We start from the raw sequence: 18,184 nt of genomic DNA, 5'->3' as shown, positions 1-18,184 counted from the left end.
CGCCAACGACTTGGTCAGCTTGACGGGACTGTTTTCCGCACCCAGTCTGAGCCCCTGACAAAAAGGGCTGGTAAAGACCGTGCCAAAAGCGCGCTGGATGCAGATCGCCGAAAGACATGCAGGACTTGGCGCTGTCATGAGGCGGGCGTCCTCAACATGGTGGCGTCCGAAGGCCGGTCATAACGGTCCTGACCTACGCCACCTGCTGGCCGCAATAGCAGCGCTTCTGTTCATCGGCACGTCGCAAGCCATGGCTCAGGAGGAAGACCTTCCTGAACAAGTCAGGTTCCTCGTACTCTACTCCAGTTCCAGCACGCTCTACGCCAACATCGCAATTCAGGAAGGCATCTCTTCGGCGCTCACCCAGGCGGATGCGCGGTCGCGGTTCGAGGTTTACGGCGAGCACCGCGACCTGCAGAGGTTTCCTGGTGCCGAGGAGGATCGGCATTTCATCCACAAGGTGACCCGCAAGTACAGCGACGACACGCTCGACGCAGTCCTGACCGTGGGCCCCAAGGCACTGTCCCTCGCGATAACGCATCAGGACCGTTTTGCACCGGGACTTCCCATCGTTTTCGGCGGCGTGGACAGCGAAGATCTTCGCGGGTTCGATCTGCCGCCCAATGCCTATGGCGTCTTCGGCTCCTTCGATCTTGTCGGCACGCTGGAGCTGGCGCGGGCGCTCCAGCCTGATGCGACACGCGTCGCCATTTTCACCGGAAGCGCGGCCTTCGATCAAAGTTGGAAGGCCTCCGCTGAGCAACAACTCGCAGGTCTCGCGGAGCTTGACGTCACCCACCTGTCGGACTTGACGCTGGAGGAGTTTCGCGACGCCGCGGCGGCCCTCGACCGGGACACCATCGCGATCGTACTCACCATCTTCCGGGATGCAGCGGGGCGGCTGTTCACACCGGTTGAAGCCGCCGTTACGCTCGCCGAGGTTTCGGGTACGCCAGTTTACGGGGTCTATGACACCTATGTCGGATGCGGTCTCGTGGGCGGGCATTTCTCGACGTTTCAGTCGCTCGGCACGGCGCTGACCGAAACGGCGCTTCAGCTCGTCGATGATCCTACGAATGTGTCGCAGACTATCGAGGTGCCCGCTTCATCCGTGCTCGACTAGCGACAGATGCAGCGGTTCGATCTTGATCAAGACCGCCTCCCGCCCGGCGCTGAGATTCTATTTTACGACCCCGGCGTCTGGGAGGAATACTGGGCGGCAATCCTCCTGGCCTTCCCGATCATCCTCTTGCAGTCGAGCACAATCATCGGCCTCGGCGTTCTGGAAAAGCGCCGTCGCCGTGCCGCGGCCGAGCTTGCCCAGCAGCGGGCGGAGGTCGCCCGGCTTTCGCGCGTGTCCCAACTGGGCGAGTTGTCCGGCGCGATCGCGCATGAGCTGAAGCAGCCCCTGACCTCGATCCTGATGAATGCGGAATCCGGCAGGGCCCTGTTACGACAAAGCCCGCCGGATCTGCGTGAGATTGCCGAAATCCTGGAAGACATTGCCAACGATGATCGGCGCGCGGCGGGTGTTATCGACAACCTGCGCAAACTCCTTGGCGAGGGGGCCCCTGACTTCCAACCTGTCGAACTCAACGACGTGGTGCGCGCGACCCTGCGCCTGATCCGGAGCGAGCTGATCGCGCGGAGTGTCAGGACAGATTTGAAACTCTGCGAGGCTGCCCTGATTGCGACAGGAAATGCGGAGCAACTTCAACAGGTTCTCTTGAACCTGATTTTCAACGCTACAGATGGCATGGCGGATCAACCGAGAAAGACACGGCGGATAAGCATCGAGACGACACTGCGTACCGACGGCATGCGCGAGGTGTCCGTCACCGATACTGGCCCGGGCCTGCCCGAGGCCGTGCGGGACGCCGCTTTCCAACCTTTCGTGACGACCAAGGCGCATGGAATGGGCCTCGGGCTGTCGATCAGCCGGACGATTGCAGAGGCTCATGGCGGTCAACTCCACGTCGACGGCGCGGCATCGAAAACCCGCGCCATACTGGCACTTCCAGCGCCATGAGTGCCCCGGAATCCCAGGAATGCCTTGTCCACATCGTCGAGGACGACGCCGCGATCCGGCGTGCGCTGCGACGAATGATCATGCGGCACGGGTACGAGGCCATTGAGCATGCCAGTGGCGAGGCGTTCATGGATGGCTTCGACCCCGACAGGATCGGATGCGTCATCGTCGATATGTAACTGCCCGGGATCAACGGCATTGCCTTTCAGGACCGGATCGCCGCGACATCCAAGAGCTGTCCCGTGGTCTTTCTGACCGGGCGCGGCGACATCGCGATGGGCGTGCGCGCGATGGAGTCCGGAGCTTTCGATTTTCTGACCAAGCCCATCGAATCCGAACGGCTTCTGACACGGTCCGCAACGCAATCGACCATGCATGCGACGCGCAATCCGCGCTGTCGGTAGAAGCGCGCTTCGAACGGCATCTGCGAAGACTTACACCGCGCGAACGCCAGGTCCATGATGCGGTGGTGGCCGGAGAGCCCAACAAGAACATCGCGATGGACCTGGGACTTGCGAAGAAAACCGTGAAGGTCCACAGGGCGCGGGTCATGCAGAAGATGGGGATGCGTAACCTCGCGGACTTGGTGCGTGCCGCCGTCACCCGCCGGATCGGCGCACCGTGATGTAGGCCCATTGGGCATCTATCGGGCAACGGCCGCGCATGCGTCGGTTTGGCCCATGTGTAGCGATGCTGGACTTGTCGCGATTGTCGACGATGATGACGCCGTGAGGCGGGCATTGGCGCGGGGAACCCGGTCTCTGGGCTACAATGCGCGGACCTTTGCCTCTGGCGAAGCCCTTCTCGGGGCCCCTTTCGAGGTCCCGCCGGTCTTGTTGCTTCTCGATCTGCATCTTCCCGGGGTTCGCGGCCCGGACCTGATCGCACAACTCAGAGCACGCGGCTTCACCCCGAGGATCGTTGTCATGACGGGGCGCGATAGCGAAGGTGCAAAAGGCAGTTGCCTGGCTGCGGGCGCAGACGCGTACATCAGAAAACCCCTGTCCCGCGCGGACCTCTCCGGGTTCCTCCCGAAAGTCTGAGGCGCATCCAGCACCCGATAGGTACATCGTCCAACTATGCGCCATCGTCGCCGTTCCGCATCCTGTGGGCAGTTCTGTGGTCGCCCGGCGCTGGCCCGCTTCACCCATCGCGGTGCAGCCCCGGCCCCATGTCCGACGCGTGTCCAGATCGGACTGTCAGCAGACAACAGGAAGGAGAACCTAAACATGACACAAGCAAGACTGGTGGTCGCGGCTTTGTCGGGCGCGAACGCATTGACGGTCACGGCGCCCGGCTTCGCCCCACGCGCAATCGCTTAGGATGCTGAGCCGCCCGCGCATTTCCACGAGAAGGGAAAGATGCCCTCGCAATTCACCATCGACATCCTGAACGAAGCACGCGAAGCGCTGCCGTTCGATGACACTCAGGATTTCGACGAGCTCGCCCGTGGCCTGATCGCCGCGCCCGAAACGCTCCAGATCGAGGCGGAGGCCGGCGGGTTCACCTGGGAGCTGGAGCGATTCAATTTCCTCAAGGAAGGTGAGAACTTCGACAGTATCCATCCCTCTCTCGAGCGCCAGGCCCGTCTGACCACGCAATTCGGCCTCTACGAGGTGATGGAAGGCATCTACCAAGTGAGCGGCTACGACCTTTCAAACCCGACCTTGATCCAGACCGACAGCGGCTGGATCGCCTATGACGTGCTGTTGTCCAAGGAAACCGCCGAGGCGACAATGGAACTGGTCAACCAGGAGCTTGGCAAACGTCCGATTGTGGCCGTGATCTATTCGCACTCCCATGCGGACCACTTCGGGGGCGTGCGTGCCCTCGTGGATGATGCGGCGATCGAGGCTGGCGAGGTCGAAATCATCGCGCCTGAAGGCTTTATCGAGCACGCGGTGTCCGAAAACGTCTATGCCGGCAACGCCATGACGCGGCGGAGGTTCTATCAGTACGCCTCGCTCTTGCCGGCCAGCCCCTTTGGCTATGTCACCAAGGCCTCGGCCAGGCTGCCTCCAGCGGCGCCACGGGCCTAATCGCGCCGACGATGGAGATCTCGGAGCCCCTCGAAGAGCACACGATCGACGGTGTGCGCATGGTTTTCCAACTGACCCCGGGCACCGAAGCCCCGTCCGAGATGAACACCTACCTGCCCGACGTGAAGGCGCTCTGGATGGCGGAGAACGTCACTGGAACGATGCACAACATCTACACCCTACGGGGGGCCCAAGTGCGCGATGCCTTGGGATAGTCCAAGTTCATCAACGAAGCGCTGCAGATGTTCGGCACCGAGGCCGAGGTCATGTTCGCCTCGCACCACTGGCCACGATTCGGCAACGAACGCATCCAAGAGGTGCTGCGCGCACAGCGAGACCTGTACGCGAACCTGAACAGCCAGGTGCTGCACTTTGCCAATCAGGGCGTCACGATCAACGAGATCCACAACGTCTACGAACCGCCCGAGAGCATCGCGAACAACTGGTTCAACCGTGGCTACCATGGCTCGGTCGAGCACAACGTACGCGCGGTGATCAACCGCTACCTCGGCTACTGGGATGCCAACCCGGCCACGCTAATCCCGCTGTCACCGGCGGATTCCGCTCCGCTTTATGTGGAGATGATGGGCGGTGCGGACGCGATCCTCGCCAAGGGGCAGCAGCTGTTCGACACCGGGCAGTATTTCCACGCCGTCGAGATCCTGAACAAGCTTGTCTATGCCGAGCCGGACAACGCTGCTGCCAAGGACCTACTGGCCGATAATTTCGAGCAGATCGGCTACCAGCAGGAAAACCCCGGCCTGCGCAACAGCTTCCTCGCCGGCGCCTATGAGCTGCGCTCCCCTCTGCCCACGGGCACTGCGACCGAAACCGCAACGCCGGACGTGATCCAGGCGATGCCCACGGGGCTGTTCCTGGACTACATCGCGATCAAGATGGACAGCCGGAAAGCGGGCGATACCGAGTTCACGATCAACATCGTGCATCCCGACATCGAGGAGGAATACATCCTCGAACTGAGCAACGCCACTCTGACAAATATCGAAGGCTACCAGGTCGAGACCCCCGACCTGACCCTCACGATCGACCGCGCGCAGCTAGTTCCGGTCATGATCGGCAAGGCGACCATCGACGCACAGATCGACGCCGGGAATGCTCAGGCCGAGGGCGATCGGTCAGTGTTGACGCAGCTGGCTTCGCTGCTGACCGACTTCGAGATGACCTTCGAGGTCATGCCGGGCACCGAAGGCGCTGCGGCCGTTCCGGGGCGCTATGACCCTGAGGCAGGCCCCAGTGGGGTCGAGGGCAACCCCTTCCAGGTCAAAACGGTCAATGCCGGGGAACTGCCCAACTGAGAACTGCCGCCGCGCCCAGCGCGCGGCGCCCAACCGAAGGGGGGCCATGGCCCAGCCCCTCGGCCCTCCACACGCAAGGTACAATGACTGCACCAAAATCCTGCCGACTGCTTCATTCCGGATGAAGCCCTAGGGAGAAGACGGAGCGGTCAGGCGCGCAAACTAGAGGACCCGCTCAGCCATGAAGCATGCCAGAGCTCTGTCACTGACAATCATCACCGCGACAATGGCCTCGGCGGCATTTGCGCAGGGGGAGGCCGATGCCGCGGCACAGGCGAACAACCCGCTCGCCGACACCACGTCGCTCAACCTGCAGAACCAGTATTTCGGCAACCTGTCGAGCATCGACCGGGACGCAAACGCCGTTCTGCTGCGCGGGGCCAAACCGTTTCGGCTGGGCGCTGCAAACGGCATCGCCCGCGCGACTCTGCCCATCAATACAGTGCCCCGCACCGGGGGTGGGGACCGCTCCGGCCTTGGCGATCTGAACGTCTTTGCAGCCTTTCTGTTCGACACCCGCAACCCAGCGATCAGTTTTGGGATCGGTCCGCAGTTCACCGCGCCGACTGCGACAGATGACGCGCTGGGATCGGGCAATTGGTCGGCGGGATTTGCCAACGTGCTGTTCAACGCATCCAGCCCGACCGTGCAATACGGCTACTTGTTGACTTGGCAGGCCAGTTTCGCAGGCGAAGACACCCGCGACGACGTCAACGCGGCCGCCTTTCAGCCATTCGTATTCTATCAACTCGGTGGCGGCACCTACCTGCGATCAACCGGCGTGATGACCTACGACTTCAAGACCGATGACTATGCCATCCCCATCGGCCTTGGGATCGGCCAGGTGTTCCAGCGCGAAAACGGGGTTCTGAACCTGTTCGTCGAACCGCAGTATACCGTGGCCTCCGACGGCGATGGCCAACCGGATTGGGGGATCTTCGCGGGTGTGAACTTTCAGTTTTGAGGACACCGGCGAAGCCGTCATTGTGCGCCTGCATGAGTTCAAGCGGGGTTTTCACCAGCATGGAAGTCTTCAAACGCCACCATGTGACTTGAGTTACCGGGTGACCATTTCCAGAAACTCGACGAGCGCCTGACGATCCGCAGCACTCGGCACGCGCTGTTCGGGCATACGGCTTCCTGGTGTATAGGCATCCGGGCCATACTCGAAGAGCTCGGATATCGTTTGGGCGGTCCATACGATATCAAGGTCTTTGAGAGCCTCAGAATACTGATACCCCTCGGCGGTCGCGATCCGGCGTCCAAAGATGCCATGGAGTGTCGGCCCGGCCCGCGCCCCATCATCGGGCGTCAGGGTATGGCAAACGGCGCAGGCCCGAAAGACTTCTGCACCGCGCGGATTGGTTAGGGTCGGATCGGGGGGGCCACTGCCCTCCCCCAGGGCGATTCCGTCCAACGACCAGCGCCGGATCAGGCCATCGTTGCCACCCGTCAAAAGCACGCCATCCGAAATGGCCAGTGCCCAGATTGGCCCTTGACCGGTCTCAATGGCCACCTGCACGTCGAGCGTATCCGGATCGACCAGCCATACGTCCCCCGTCATGGCCCCAACGGCCACAAGCCCTTCGGAGGCGGCAACGGACAACAGCCCCCGACTGGAGATGGTCGCCTCATCAAGTTCTGTGATTGCAGTGACTTTCCGCAGAATGCCATCGGGAGACGCGACGAATAGGGCTGCGCCATCGGTCGCGAGCGCTGAAGCGGCTGCAGGCAGGCTGATCTGGCCGGCATCTGTCCCGTCCGGGTTCCACAACCGCAGCCTCAGATCCGCGCCCACGCTGGCCAAGCCACCGCGGTACCCGATGAGGCCGGTGATTTGTCCCTCATGCGCCTCGATGTAGCTGGGACTTCCAGTGCCGGACCAAAGGGCGATCCGCCCATCCCATCCAGCCGATGCAAGACCGTCGCCGAGGGCGACCATCGCGCCGACGGGCAGCGGGTGCCAGATCTCGGATTGCAGGGGCTCCGGGCTATCCCCCCAGATAACGACACGGCCATCCTGTCCCCCGGAGGCAAAGCGACCGCCTTCAAGCGGGACAACCGCCGTGACCGCCCCTTCGTGGTGACGGGTGATCTGCATGGCTGTGAAACCATCCCAGACAATGGCCCGGGTATCGAAGGATCCGGAATAGATGCGACCTGCCTCGTCCGTCGCCAGGGCGCGCACAGGTCCACCATGACCGCGTAGATCTTGCGCCAAGACAGGGGCAGAGGCCAGCGCGACCGCACAGAGGGTCGAGGCGACCCTCATCTTGCCCCCCTGCCCCACGGCAGATCAGTTGCTGATCAGGTTTTGTTCACCGGGCGATACGCGCGCGCCCTCTGTCGTGAAGGCCGAGGTGCTGTCGGTCTGAAAGGTGCCGTTAAGGACATTCGCCGCAATGAAGGCAATGCCGAGAACGACGCCACAGGCGAGAAGGAAGGCTTTCATCAGTCAGGCTCCTTGTAGTTTTCTTGGTGATTGGTATTTTGAGGATGAGGCTACCAGATTGGCCCAAAGGGCTCCTGCCATCTCGACGTAAAGCTTGCCCAGAGGGCCCTCCGGATCGCGGACCACGATGGGCTGGCCGCTGTCGGATGCGGCCCTCAAGTCCATTGTGAGCGGCACTGCCCCCAAGAACGGCACATTCAAACGCTTGGCTTCAGCTTCCGCTCCCCCGGTACCGAAAAGTGCGTGCTGTTTGCCGCAGTCGTTGCAGGTGAAATGCGCCATATTCTCGATCAAGCCAAGGATCGGCACATCCACCTTTTTGAACATCGCAATGCCACGACGCGCATCGATCAGGGCCAGGTCTTGTGGGGTCGAAACGATCACGGCACCCGCCAGCTTCGTGCCTTGGGCGATCGCGAGTTGCGCATCGCCGGTGCCGGGCGGCATGTCGACGATCAGAACATCCAGGGCACCCCAGTTAACCTCCGCCAGCATTTGCGTGATCGCCGACATCACCATGGGACCGCGCCAGACCATCGCCGTCTCGGCATCGACCATCATACCCATGGACATGGCCGATATTCCGTTGGACTGCATCGGCAGAAGCCTGCGATCCTTGCCCATGCGAGGTTGCCCATGAAGAGCAAGCAGCGTCGGGATGGAGGGGCCGTGGATGTCCGCGTCCAGAATGCCCACCTTCAAACCGTTTGCACGCAGACCCAAGGCAAGGTTTACGGCAGTGGTCGATTTGCCAACCCCTCCCTTGCCAGAGGCAACGGCCACCACATGCGCGACCTCGGCCAACACCGCGGGCTTCGCGGCATTTGGTTGTTTGAGGACCGGTGGAGCAGCGGCTGCATCATTGGTCAGGGTAACAAAGGCCGTCTCAGCCCCTGGTATGGCGCGCAAGGCCGCCTCGGCCTTGGATCTTGTCTCGCCGAGAGACGCGGCGCCCGCGGCCGTTGTCATTATCGATAAACTGATACGACCACCGGACAGAACCGGCCCCGACACCTGCGGAGCGCCAAGAAAGGGCGTGCCGTCAGGCATCGTCAGCCCTGTCAGCGCCTCACGGGCAGCATGCAGGATCGGGTCATCTGCCATCGGTCTTCAAACTTTCGGTAGCGCCAATCTTTGCCTTCGCACGGGCAGGGAGACATGAACGGATCGCCCGGCGCAGAAATGTACCGCGCCGGGCGAGCCAAGCGTTCATTCCGCTGGATGCGGAGTTTTGGCGGGGCCGCCGTCTTGGGCCGCTTCGCCTTTCTGGACCTCTTCCACCCAAAGGGAGTGGTGTTCTTTCGCCCAGTTCAGATCTACTTCGCCGGTACCCATCGCATCAAACGCGCCTTCCATCCCGATCGAGCCAATGTAGATATGCGCGATGATGATGAAGGACAGGACAGCCGCAACGATCCCATGGATCAGTTGGTAGAACTGCCAATCCGCCTGTGTACCAGCCAAAGCCGGAAACAGCATCATGAAGCCGGTGAAAGACAGGGCAGCGCCGCCCAAAGTGGTCGACCAGAAGATGACCTTTTGACCCGCATTGAACTTTTTCGCAGGGGGATGAACACCTTTCTTGAGAAGACCGCCACCCTTGGCGACCCACTCGGCATCCACCTTGTCCGGGATGTTGTGCGAGATCCAGACCGCGAAAGACATGATCAGACCCAGCATGAAGGCCCATCCCACATAGTTATGCGCGATTTTGCCCCAAACCGAAATCGTGGAGAATGCAGTCTCTCCGAGCCAGGGCAGGACCATCGTGCGCCCAAGCACCAGGTTGAGACCGGTGAGAGCAAGCACGATGAATGAACCCGCCATCAACCAATGCGCAAACCGCTCTACCGCTGTGAAGCGCAGGATACGGACGCCGGACAGCTTGCTATCCACCATGATCTTGCCACGGATGAGATAGAAGCCCGTCAACACGACCAAAGCACCCACAACACCAAGGATCGAAAGGATTCGCACCGTGCTGGTGTGGGTATCAGCCCAGGAGGCGTTACCCGGTTTGATCAGACCGCTGGACAGCTCGTCTGGGATCGAAACACGACCCGCGACCATCTGATCGTCCCGCAGAGCCTCGAACAGGGAGTCCTCCGTGACCGCTTCTGCGGTCGGGTTGATTTGCTGAGCTTGCGCAGGTGCATGGAGGGTGCCGCCCATGATGCCCAGCACCACGAGCACACCGAAAACGGCCACGAAGCGTTGTGTGAGTGTTTTCATATTCATTTTGCTATCCCACTCAGACCGTTACCGTATCGCCATAAGCGCTACGCCAGCCCCATGCCCCGGAACCGTAGCCCCGGGTCACCACGCGTTCCTTGTAGATCTCGGCAATGATGTCCCCGTCGCCGGCAAGCAGCGATTTGGTGGAACACATCTCGGCGCACAGGGGCAGTTTCCCCTCGGCCAGGCGGTTGGAGCCGTACTTGACGTACTCGGCTTCGGTCATGTCCGCCTCCGGGCCGCCTGCGCAGTAGGTGCATTTGTCCATCTTGCCGCGCGTACCGAAATTCCCCACCTTGGGGTATTGCGGCGCGCCGAAGGGGCACGCGTAGAAGCAGTAGCCACATCCAATGCAGGTGTCCTTGGAGTGCAGCACGACGGCGTCATCGGTGGTGTAGAAGCAATCCACCGGACACACCGCCGCGCAGGGCGCGTCGGTGCAGTGCATGCAGGCCATCGAGACCGATCTCTCGCCCGGCAAGCCATCGTTGATCGTCACGACCCGGCGACGGTTGATGCCCCACGGAACCTCATGCTCGTTCTTGCAGGCCGTCACACAAGCGTTGCATTCGATGCAGCGGTCCGCGTCGCACAGAAATTTCATTCGTGCCATTTCAGTGTCCTCCCTTAGGCCGCTGCAATTTGGCAAAGTGTGACTTTGCCTTCATGCATGCCTGTTACCGGGTCATATCCATAGGATGTGACCGTATTGACGCTCTCGCCCAAGACGATGGGGTCGGTGCCCTCGGGGTAGTTGCCCCGTTGGTCTTCACCCTGGAACCAGCCCGCGAAGTGGAACGGCATGAAGGCCACGCCCTCCGCCACGCGTTCGGTCACCAAGGCCTTGACGCGGGTTTTGCTTTCGTTTTCCGGGCCATAGACCCAGACCCAACCGCCGTCGGAAATGCCCCTGGCTTCTGCGTCCGCCGGGTTGATCTCCACGAACATGTCCTGCTGCAATTCGGCGAGCCAAGGGTTCGACCGGGTTTCTTCACCACCGCCCTCATACTCGACCAGACGGCCGGAGGTCAGAACGATCGGGAAGCTCTCGGACAGATTGCGCTCGACGGCAGAGGCCTGCATCGTGTGGCCGATGTTCGGCACACGGAACTGGCGACCATCATCGCGGGTCGGGTAGTCGGCCACGAGGTCCGGGCGCGGCGAATAGATCGGCTCGCGGTGCACCGGGATCGGGTCGGGCAGGTTCCACGCCACGGCGCGGGCCTTACCGTTGCCGAAGGGCACGCAGCCGTGCTCGATCGCGACACGCTGGATCCCGCCGGACAGGTCGAGCGACCAACTCACATTGGCCATCGCCTCGGGATCGTTGCCGCCGATGCGCTGGATGGTGGCCAGCTCTTCCGCGGTCAGATCGCTGTCCCAGCCGAGGCTCTGAAGGATACCATAGGTGAACTGCGGATACCCGTCCTCGATCTCGGAGCCAACCGGATACGACCCCTCCGCCAACAAGGTCTCGCCGTCCCGGTCGAGACCGAAGCGGGGACGGAAGCCACCGCCGCCCTCTTTGACCGGCACGTTCGGGTTGTAGAGGATATGCGTGCCGGGATGCTTGAACTCCGGCGTCCCCCAGCAGGGCCAGGGCAGACCGTAGAAATCGCCGGCCACGTCGCCCGCATCCGCGGGCGCGCGCAGAGTGACCAGGTCGAACTTGTCCTGGTTGGCCATATGCGCCTTGAGCCGTTCGGGGCTCTGCCCGGTGTAGCCGGTGGACCAGCCACCGCGGTTGATCTCGCGCAGGACGGATTCGGCCGTGGGCTCCATCGAGAACTTGCCCTGAACCATCTCGTAGTTCTTGAACATCTCGTCCGCAAAGCCGAGCTTTTCGGCCAGCCGGTAGATCACGGCATAGTCGTTGTCGCTCTCGAAGATGGGCTCGACGACTTTCTCGCCCCATTGCACCGAGCGGTTCGAGGCCGTCCGGCTGCCATCGCATTCGAACTGTGTCGAGATCGGCAACAGGTAGGTGTTGTCGGGACGATCGTGGAGGGCAGCGAATGTCGTGGGATGCGGGTCCGCGACGACCAGCAGATCGAGCGCGTTCATCCCCTTGAGGCTGTCGCCCATCCGCGGCACCGTGTTACCGCCGTGACCGAAGACGATCATCGCCTTGATGTTGTCGCGCTGATCGACGTCCTCCGCGTCAAGGGTGGTCGCATCGAACCAGCGGGTCGACGGGATCCCGGCCATTTCCATGTTCGCCTTGCGATCGCGCGCATCGCGACCGCCTTTGGCCGGCACCTCGTCGAAGCGCGCCTGCAGGTAGTCGTAGTCCACTTCCCAGACACGCGACCAATGGCGCCAGCCGCCCTCGGACAGACCGTAGTAGCAAGGCAGCGACCCGATATCGAGGCCGAAATCCGTGGCACCCTGAACGTTACAGTGGCCGCGGAAGATGTTGGCGCCCGACCCGTTGGAGCCGACATTGCCGGTTGCCAGAAGCAGGTTGCAATAGGTGCGCACGTTGGCCGTGCCGACCGTGTGCTGCGTGCCGCCCATGCACCAGATAAAAGTTGCAGGGCCTTGGGTGGCGAAGGTTTCCGCGACGCGGCGCAGTTCCGCCTCACCGATGCCGGTGATGCGCTCCACCTCTGCGGGCGGGTAGGCTTTGACCGCTTCGCGGATCTGGTCCATGCCCCAGACACGCTGATCGATATACTCCTGGTCCTGCCAGTTGTTCTCGAAAATGTGCCACATGATACCCCAGATCACGGCGATATCGGTGCCCGGACGCATGCGGATGTAATCCGTGGCGTGGGCGGCCGTGCGGGTGAAGCGCGGGTCGATCACGATGACATTGGCGCGGTTGGTCTCCTTGCCCGTCAGGATGTGCTGCAGCGAAACGGGGTGCGCCTCGGCCGCGTTGGAGCCCATGAAGATGATCGTCTTGGAGTTGCGGATGTCATTGTAACTGTTGGTCATCGCGCCATAGCCCCAGGTGTTCGCAACACCTGCGACCGTGGTCGAGTGACAGATCCGCGCCTGGTGGTCGACGTTGTTGGTCCCCCAAAACGCCGCGAACTTGCGGAAGAGATACGCGCCCTCATTGGAGAACTTGGCCGAGCCGAGCAAATAGGCGCTGTCGGCGCCATGTTTCTCGCGGATGTCGAGCATCTTGTCGCCGATCTCGTCGATCGCCTGATCCCAGGAAATCCGGACCCATGCGCCGTTTTCCTTCTTCATCGGATATTTCAGGCGGCGGTCGCCGTGCACCAACTCGCGCACCGACGCGCCCTTGGCGCAGTGGGTGCCCCGATTGATCGGGCTTTTCCATGCCGGTTCTTGACCGACCCAGACCCCGTTTTGCACTTCGGCGAGCACGGTGCAGCCCACCGAACAGTGGGTACAGATATTGGTCTTGATCTCGACCGGCTGGCTGAAGTCCGTCATGCCAGCCTCGGCGCGACGCACCGTCGTGGCACCGACCGTCCCCAGCGCCGCAAGGCCACCCACGGCCAGTCCGGAGGATCTCAGGAAGCTGCGGCGGTCCACAGGCTTGGCGGAAACGTTCTGCGCAAAGGCCGCGAGGCCACTACGGCGCGCGTCTGTCGATCTGCGTTTGACCAGCATGGCTTACGACCCCTTGTAATAGCGATTGGTGCGGTAGAAGGCTTTGACGTGCTCGGTTTCCTGGTAGCGCTGTTTGGTGCGCTCGTCTCCGACCTCTTCGGCAAAGGAGGGGCGTGCGCCCCCTGCGATCACACTGGTCGTGGCCGCGGCGGCGACAGCGCCGAAGAACCCGCGCCGTCCGATGCCCCGTTCTCTCTTGGTATTATCAGACATGGTAACCTCCCGTTAGTCGTTCCACAGCACCCGGACTTCGCGTCTGCGGGTGAGCTGCTTATGATTTCGCCACACCTGACCCCGAGGCGCGGTGCGCTTTCGCCTCGAGGGCAAATGCCCGAGTCTCGATGTCAGTGAAGATGCGGCCAACCTCGGCAACGCTGCGGTAGAAGCGCGCGCTCGGTGCAACGGCCAGATCATCGAAGAACTGAGCCGCCCAAGGTTCCAGATGCCGCGCAAAGAAACCGGCCTCCCCAGCCGCGCCACAACCCAGCACACTGGCGTCGAAATCACCGGCCGCAAGCCCCGCCATCACTTCTGCAATGCTGGCGATGTGATCTTCCGGCTCGAACCGCCCCTCGACGCGCTCAATACCCATCATGGCAAGATCGCGTCGCAGATCTGCCAACGGTCGTTCGTTCAGGAACCCCGTCAGGTAAAACGAAGCATAGGGCAGCAATTCACCGCGCCCGACACCGACGAACAATTCGAAGAATTCGCGCGCGACATCCTCTGCGTCTGCCGCCCCGGCTGTATCGGCCAGAACACCGTAGGCTTGCCCGAGGGCAGTGTCGTCCCCGGTCAAACCCGCCAGAGCCGACAAAGCATCGCTATCCGGCGGCGCAACCAAAAGCGATGCAATCAGCGACCATTGCTGGGCGCGAAGCATCTCATATTCGGACTTTGCTGGCTTGGCCTGAGCCGTGCTCGCTGTCGACAAGGTCTTTCCCCGCTGTTGGAACTTTTGCCTGGCACCGCTTACGAATGGAACGATTCCACAGTTTCAGGCGTTTAGCAATCTTTTGTAGCACTGCCGTCGCGCTGTCTTTGCACAACTATTCCGGCATGGCGCCTCCATGGCGACGCAGCGGCAACTGAGCCACGCGATCAAAGGCGCGCGGCGCGTCTGGTTTTTCCTTGTGTTCCGGCTCAGATGGCGTGTCCCGCCGCACCGCAACTGGTGATGCTTCGGGCTGATCGGTTTCGGGGGCAGGGTCGGCCTCCTCCCCTGTCGTGTCCTCGGCAATCAACTCCTCCGCATCGTCGGACCGCTCGCCAATGAGCCCCTTGACCATCTTGGCCACGCTTTGCTCCGACAACGCCCCGCCGCCGCCAGGCACGCCGCCGGGCGCATTCCAGTCCCAGGCGTAGTCCACGGCAGGATCGAGGTAATCGCGCACCGCCGGGCTGGCCTGCCACAACTTGCGAAACGCCGCGTTCTTCAGGTGCGCCGGAACGCCCTTGGCCAGAAAGGGCGTCATGTCGAACCCGACCTCGATCTCGTCCAGCGAGGGCAGCGCCGCGATCAGGTCCGGGTCCTCCTCGACCGCGTCCACGGCGTCGACCGCTGCTGTGTCGGCCACCTCATCGGCAACTTCGGCCTGGCGCTTCGCCTCGAGCTTTCTGCGCGACCAGCGGCTTAGTCTGCTCGCTTCGGGATCCGTCATCCAGCCCCCTTCGGCGGCAAACCCGCCTTGCCCCGTGTCTGCACCCATTTTTCATTGTCCGACAACACCCGTGGCGCGCGCGGGTCATGCTGGGACGTGGCGGGCACGCGCTTGCGCTTGTGGAACTCCTCGTGGACATGATGGGCCTCGATAAAGGCCTCGATCCTGGCTACCACCGCACGCGGCATGGCAAGCGCTTCGACGACCCGCTCGGGATCGCTGGCCATCGCCTCGCCCTCATAGGGATCCGCGGTGACCAACCGCACCTCATCGCCATCACACGACACCCAGAGCGACGGCCGCATGGCGCGCAGGTTGTCGATGTAATGCCTTGTCTCGCCCGAGTGGAGAACGACCGCATGATCGCCCATGTAATAGGCGCGCACATCCCCCTGCTCCGACATCAGCGCCCCCATGTCGAGGGCGGGCAGCTCGGCCATGAGCGCCGAAGGCCGCACCACGCGCTTGGCCCATTTGTTGGCCGGCGGATGCGACACGCCCACCACGGCGACACGGATCACTTCACGCGGCATCAGGCTGTCCCCATCACGGCCGCAAACGCATCCCTGTCGTCGATCAACGGCAGACCCGTCACCAGGTTCTGCGGCTTGAACCGGATCACATTGCTGCCATCCAGCCCCATCAGAAGAAACACCGGTCGCGTCCCGATCTGCGGCAGCACACGATCGGGGGTCTCGAAGGTCAGGGCAAACAGGCCGACGAGCGTGGGAACCGGCGCCTCGCCATTCCAAAGCGCATTGCCCACCTTCGTGCCTGCCTCGTCTAGCCCGACAAACCATTGCAGATCGACATCGTCCGCCGTCTTAAGCGGCACAACACTGACGGCCTTGCCCAGCAGATGGCTCACGAACCGCGCAATCGCGTCGGCCAGACCTGCGCGCGCCTTGGGGTCGGCGCCGAACGGCAGCGCCATCGTATGGGCATCGGACCGGCTCCAATAGGTCCAGGCATTTGCCTCGTTCAGCACATCCAGTGAGTCCACCCCGCCATCCATCATGGCAAAAAGCGGATTGCTGTGTATTTCGCCCTCAAGCTCGGTCACCAATTCATCGTCGGCCAACATCAACCCGCCATCTTGCAGATAGGCGCGCTGCGGACGAAAAAGCATCTCAGCCGCGCGCAGGGTATGTACGTCTTCGCAACCCTCGAGCGCATTGCGCAATATGAGTTGCACCAACTGGTCGTAGAACAGATGCGGCAGGCGCACGCGCTTGCGCACAAGCTCCAGATAGCCGTCTTCGATCGACCCTGCGGCCAGCAGCGTATCGCGCAGTGTGAGCAGAAAGCCCCAATTCTCCCGGGCATCGGCATCTTGCATATTCGCGCACTCGACGCTCGAAACGGTCACTTGCGGATGCGCCAGCAGCCGCGCATGGAGCGCGCGCTCGGCAGCACAGGCCTCGGGCGGCGGCACGATCTCGGGTCGCGCCAGCCAGGCAAGGATCAACTCGTCCGTCACCTGCATGCGACCCGCCGCGTCAAGCCGCGTCAAATGATGACCGGAAGCGACCCAGAACTCCCTCATGTAATTCCCTTTTCTTCGGCAAAAGCGGCAAGGTCGAACGCTTCGTCCTCGTCGGTTTCGACCATGTGGAACGCCTTGTCATGGCCCCCCAGATAGCTGGCGGAAAAGGCCGTCGTCTCGCGCGGCTTCAGAGTGCGGAACTGCTCGCGGATCCCGCGTTCATCGGCGCTGCGATGAAGCGCGATCAGCGTCCCCTCACCGTGACCACGGCACAAATCCTCCGCGAGGCTCACCTCTTCAGCGGCGGCGGGCGTGGCTGCGGCCAGGCTCGGGGCGCCCAGCTGTTCCACGAACTGCCGGGCCAGTGTCGCAACCATGTCGTCACGGTCTTCTTGGCGGGCCAGGGTGACCGTGACCAGCGTCGACCAGCCAAAGCTCTCGACCCCCAGGAAACCGGACCGAAAGGCGATCTGTTCCTTGCGGCTCAAACTCTCGGGATCGCGGCCGGCAAACAGAAATGTGCCCGTGACGGCCCACTCACCGGGACTGGCCGCGGGCGCAAAGATCACGGTGTCGGAGCGATCAAGCTGGATGGTACGCGGCAGGCGGATCACAGCTTCGGCCCCGTCTCGTCGCGCCACGGGGCGACGGCAAGCGCATCTTTCAACGCCGCCAAATCGTCTGCCGTTTGCAAATCACCCTCTGCGGTCAACGTGCCCTCTGACGTCAACCTGCCGACATAGCGCGTGGCAACGGCATCGAAGCCTTCATGCTTCAGCCGGTCGAAATTCAGCATCAGGTAAGCGGCAAAACTCTCCAGAACCGCAGGCGGGTCCAGAAATTCTTCCTCTTTCAGGGACAGCGACTCCGGCTTGCTGCCCGGTGCCGTCAGATGATCGCGGTCTGCGATCAATTCGACCCCCAGAACCATCCAGTTCGGCACCGCCTCCTCGGCCGTGTCCGGCGCCACGCTCAGGCGCATGCCGCCCAGACGGCCACCATCCAGACGCAGCTCGCCGGGCCAGCCGAATTCCACGGCGCGCTCGGGCGGGCAATGCGCCGCCAGCGCTTCGCCCAAGGCCACCATACCCAGCACGAAGGCCTTGCGGGCTTCGGTCAAGGGGGTTTCCGGCTCCAGCACAACTGCAAAATCAAAACGCCCCGGCATGTGTCCTCCGCTGCTTGCATGCCATACAAGCGTTCCCGCCCCATGCTCAGGGGCCAAGTGACAGGCGTGCGCCAAGGCGTCACCCTTTGCCAGCCAATGCGCCGTGTAGGGCGGCGGCAGCACAAGGGTGCGCGGCGCAGAATGATCGTCGAGCACGGCGGCTTGTCCTTGCAACATCAGGTGTTTCAATTGAGTGTAACGCACTTGTTG

The 18,184-nt window shown here is 62.4% G+C and carries 23 protein-coding genes and 1 pseudogene; 10 read left to right on the top strand and 14 right to left on the bottom strand.

What is annotated here, in order from left to right; translation table 11 throughout:
- The first annotated feature begins 136 nt into the window (after nt 1-136).
- From DSHI_RS21255 to DSHI_RS02595, 10 genes are all read left to right on the top strand, one after another.
- Complete coding sequence (locus DSHI_RS21255; RefSeq protein WP_012177194.1) at nt 137-1,123, top strand: ABC transporter substrate-binding protein; 987 nt, start codon at nt 137-139, stop codon at nt 1,121-1,123.
- Between the two features lie 6 nt (nt 1,124-1,129).
- Nucleotides 1,130-2,029: a sensor histidine kinase gene (locus DSHI_RS21250; protein ID WP_012177193.1), complete on the top strand. Its 900-nt coding sequence runs from the start codon at nt 1,130-1,132 to the stop codon at nt 2,027-2,029.
- Nucleotides 2,026-2,208, top strand: a complete 183-nt coding sequence (locus tag DSHI_RS21245) for a response regulator (RefSeq protein ID WP_012177192.1) — start codon at nt 2,026-2,028, stop codon at nt 2,206-2,208. Before DSHI_RS21250 ends, DSHI_RS21245 begins: the two co-directional genes overlap by 4 nt.
- Nucleotides 2,209-2,433: a response regulator gene (locus DSHI_RS21620; protein WP_083768349.1), complete on the top strand. Its 225-nt coding sequence runs from the start codon at nt 2,209-2,211 to the stop codon at nt 2,431-2,433.
- Nucleotides 2,361-2,654 carry a response regulator transcription factor gene (locus tag DSHI_RS22950; protein ID WP_083768413.1) on the top strand — a complete coding sequence of 98 codons (294 nt, stop codon included), beginning with the start codon at nt 2,361-2,363 and terminating at the stop codon, nt 2,652-2,654. The genes DSHI_RS21620 and DSHI_RS22950 overlap by 73 nt, the downstream gene beginning before the upstream one ends.
- 55 nt (nt 2,655-2,709) lie before the next feature.
- Nucleotides 2,710-3,072, top strand: coding sequence for a response regulator transcription factor (locus tag DSHI_RS23095; RefSeq protein ID WP_044027601.1), 363 nt, complete (start codon nt 2,710-2,712; stop codon nt 3,070-3,072).
- A 318-nt stretch (nt 3,073-3,390) separates the two neighbouring features.
- Nucleotides 3,391-4,068, top strand: a complete 678-nt coding sequence (locus tag DSHI_RS22695) for an MBL fold metallo-hydrolase (RefSeq protein ID WP_012177190.1) — start codon at nt 3,391-3,393, stop codon at nt 4,066-4,068.
- 11 nt (nt 4,069-4,079) lie between these two features.
- Entirely contained in the window at nt 4,080-4,283 is a 204-nt protein-coding gene (locus DSHI_RS22690) for a hypothetical protein (protein ID WP_012177189.1), read from the top strand.
- A gap of 27 nt (nt 4,284-4,310) precedes the next feature.
- Entirely contained in the window at nt 4,311-5,384 is a 1,074-nt protein-coding gene (locus DSHI_RS22685; RefSeq protein WP_012177188.1) for an alkyl sulfatase dimerization domain-containing protein, read from the top strand.
- Between the two features lie 181 nt (nt 5,385-5,565).
- The gene (locus DSHI_RS02595; protein WP_012177187.1) at nt 5,566-6,348 is read left to right on the top strand and encodes a hypothetical protein; all 783 of its coding nucleotides are present in this window, start codon (nt 5,566-5,568) and stop codon (nt 6,346-6,348) included.
- 93 nt (nt 6,349-6,441) lie between these two features.
- Here DSHI_RS02595 and DSHI_RS02590 read toward each other — a convergent pair whose 3' ends face one another.
- The 14 genes and pseudogenes from DSHI_RS02590 to DSHI_RS02535 all read right to left on the bottom strand — a co-directional run bounded on the left by DSHI_RS02590 (nt 6,442) and on the right by DSHI_RS02535 (nt 18,130).
- Nucleotides 6,442-7,485: a c-type cytochrome gene (locus DSHI_RS02590; RefSeq protein ID WP_203426302.1), complete on the bottom strand. Its 1,044-nt coding sequence runs from the start codon at nt 7,483-7,485 to the stop codon at nt 6,442-6,444.
- 24 nt (nt 7,486-7,509) lie between these two features.
- Nucleotides 7,510-7,656: pseudogene (locus DSHI_RS23090) on the bottom strand (hypothetical protein); the annotation flags it as partial.
- A 24-nt stretch (nt 7,657-7,680) separates the two neighbouring features.
- Entirely contained in the window at nt 7,681-7,836 is a 156-nt protein-coding gene (locus DSHI_RS22205; RefSeq protein ID WP_157865211.1) for a hypothetical protein, read from the bottom strand.
- A gap of 3 nt (nt 7,837-7,839) precedes the next feature.
- On the bottom strand, nt 7,840-8,940 hold the full coding sequence (locus tag DSHI_RS02585) for an Mrp/NBP35 family ATP-binding protein (protein ID WP_050757784.1): 1,101 nt from the start codon (nt 8,938-8,940) through the stop codon (nt 7,840-7,842).
- A gap of 105 nt (nt 8,941-9,045) precedes the next feature.
- Nucleotides 9,046-10,074, bottom strand: coding sequence for a formate dehydrogenase subunit gamma (locus tag DSHI_RS02580; RefSeq protein WP_012177184.1), 1,029 nt, complete (start codon nt 10,072-10,074; stop codon nt 9,046-9,048).
- A 13-nt stretch (nt 10,075-10,087) separates the two neighbouring features.
- Nucleotides 10,088-10,684, bottom strand: a complete 597-nt coding sequence (gene fdh3B, locus DSHI_RS02575) for a formate dehydrogenase FDH3 subunit beta (RefSeq protein WP_012177183.1) — start codon at nt 10,682-10,684, stop codon at nt 10,088-10,090.
- A 14-nt stretch (nt 10,685-10,698) separates the two neighbouring features.
- Complete coding sequence (locus DSHI_RS02570; RefSeq protein ID WP_012177182.1) at nt 10,699-13,659, bottom strand: formate dehydrogenase subunit alpha; 2,961 nt, start codon at nt 13,657-13,659, stop codon at nt 10,699-10,701.
- 3 nt (nt 13,660-13,662) lie between these two features.
- Nucleotides 13,663-13,872 (bottom strand): hypothetical protein, encoded by a 210-nt coding sequence (locus tag DSHI_RS02565; RefSeq protein WP_012177181.1) that lies wholly within the window; start codon nt 13,870-13,872, stop codon nt 13,663-13,665.
- Nucleotides 13,873-13,930: 58 nt separating this feature from the next.
- Nucleotides 13,931-14,593, bottom strand: coding sequence for a TorD/DmsD family molecular chaperone (locus DSHI_RS02560; RefSeq protein WP_012177180.1), 663 nt, complete (start codon nt 14,591-14,593; stop codon nt 13,931-13,933).
- Nucleotides 14,594-14,708: 115 nt separating this feature from the next.
- A complete protein-coding gene (locus DSHI_RS21240; protein WP_012177179.1) occupies nt 14,709-15,320 on the bottom strand; it encodes a DUF3306 domain-containing protein in 612 nt (203 codons plus the stop codon).
- Nucleotides 15,317-15,853: a DUF3305 domain-containing protein gene (locus tag DSHI_RS21235; RefSeq protein WP_012177178.1), complete on the bottom strand. Its 537-nt coding sequence runs from the start codon at nt 15,851-15,853 to the stop codon at nt 15,317-15,319. The genes DSHI_RS21240 and DSHI_RS21235 overlap by 4 nt, the downstream gene beginning before the upstream one ends.
- Nucleotides 15,853-16,866, bottom strand: a complete 1,014-nt coding sequence (locus DSHI_RS02545; protein ID WP_012177177.1) for a DUF6352 family protein — start codon at nt 16,864-16,866, stop codon at nt 15,853-15,855. The genes DSHI_RS21235 and DSHI_RS02545 overlap by 1 nt, the downstream gene beginning before the upstream one ends.
- On the bottom strand, nt 16,863-17,420 hold the full coding sequence (locus DSHI_RS02540; RefSeq protein ID WP_012177176.1) for a DUF6505 family protein: 558 nt from the start codon (nt 17,418-17,420) through the stop codon (nt 16,863-16,865). The genes DSHI_RS02545 and DSHI_RS02540 overlap by 4 nt, the downstream gene beginning before the upstream one ends.
- The gene (locus tag DSHI_RS02535) at nt 17,417-18,130 is read right to left on the bottom strand and encodes a biotin/lipoate--protein ligase family protein (protein WP_157865208.1); all 714 of its coding nucleotides are present in this window, start codon (nt 18,128-18,130) and stop codon (nt 17,417-17,419) included. The genes DSHI_RS02540 and DSHI_RS02535 overlap by 4 nt, the downstream gene beginning before the upstream one ends.
- Nucleotides 18,131-18,184: the final 54 nt, after the last annotated feature.

The organism is Dinoroseobacter shibae DFL 12 = DSM 16493 (assembly GCF_000018145.1).
Classification (GTDB): domain Bacteria; phylum Pseudomonadota; class Alphaproteobacteria; order Rhodobacterales; family Rhodobacteraceae; genus Dinoroseobacter; species Dinoroseobacter shibae.
Note: the sequence above shows the minus strand (reverse complement) of the source record. Positions and strands in the feature narration are given on the sequence as shown.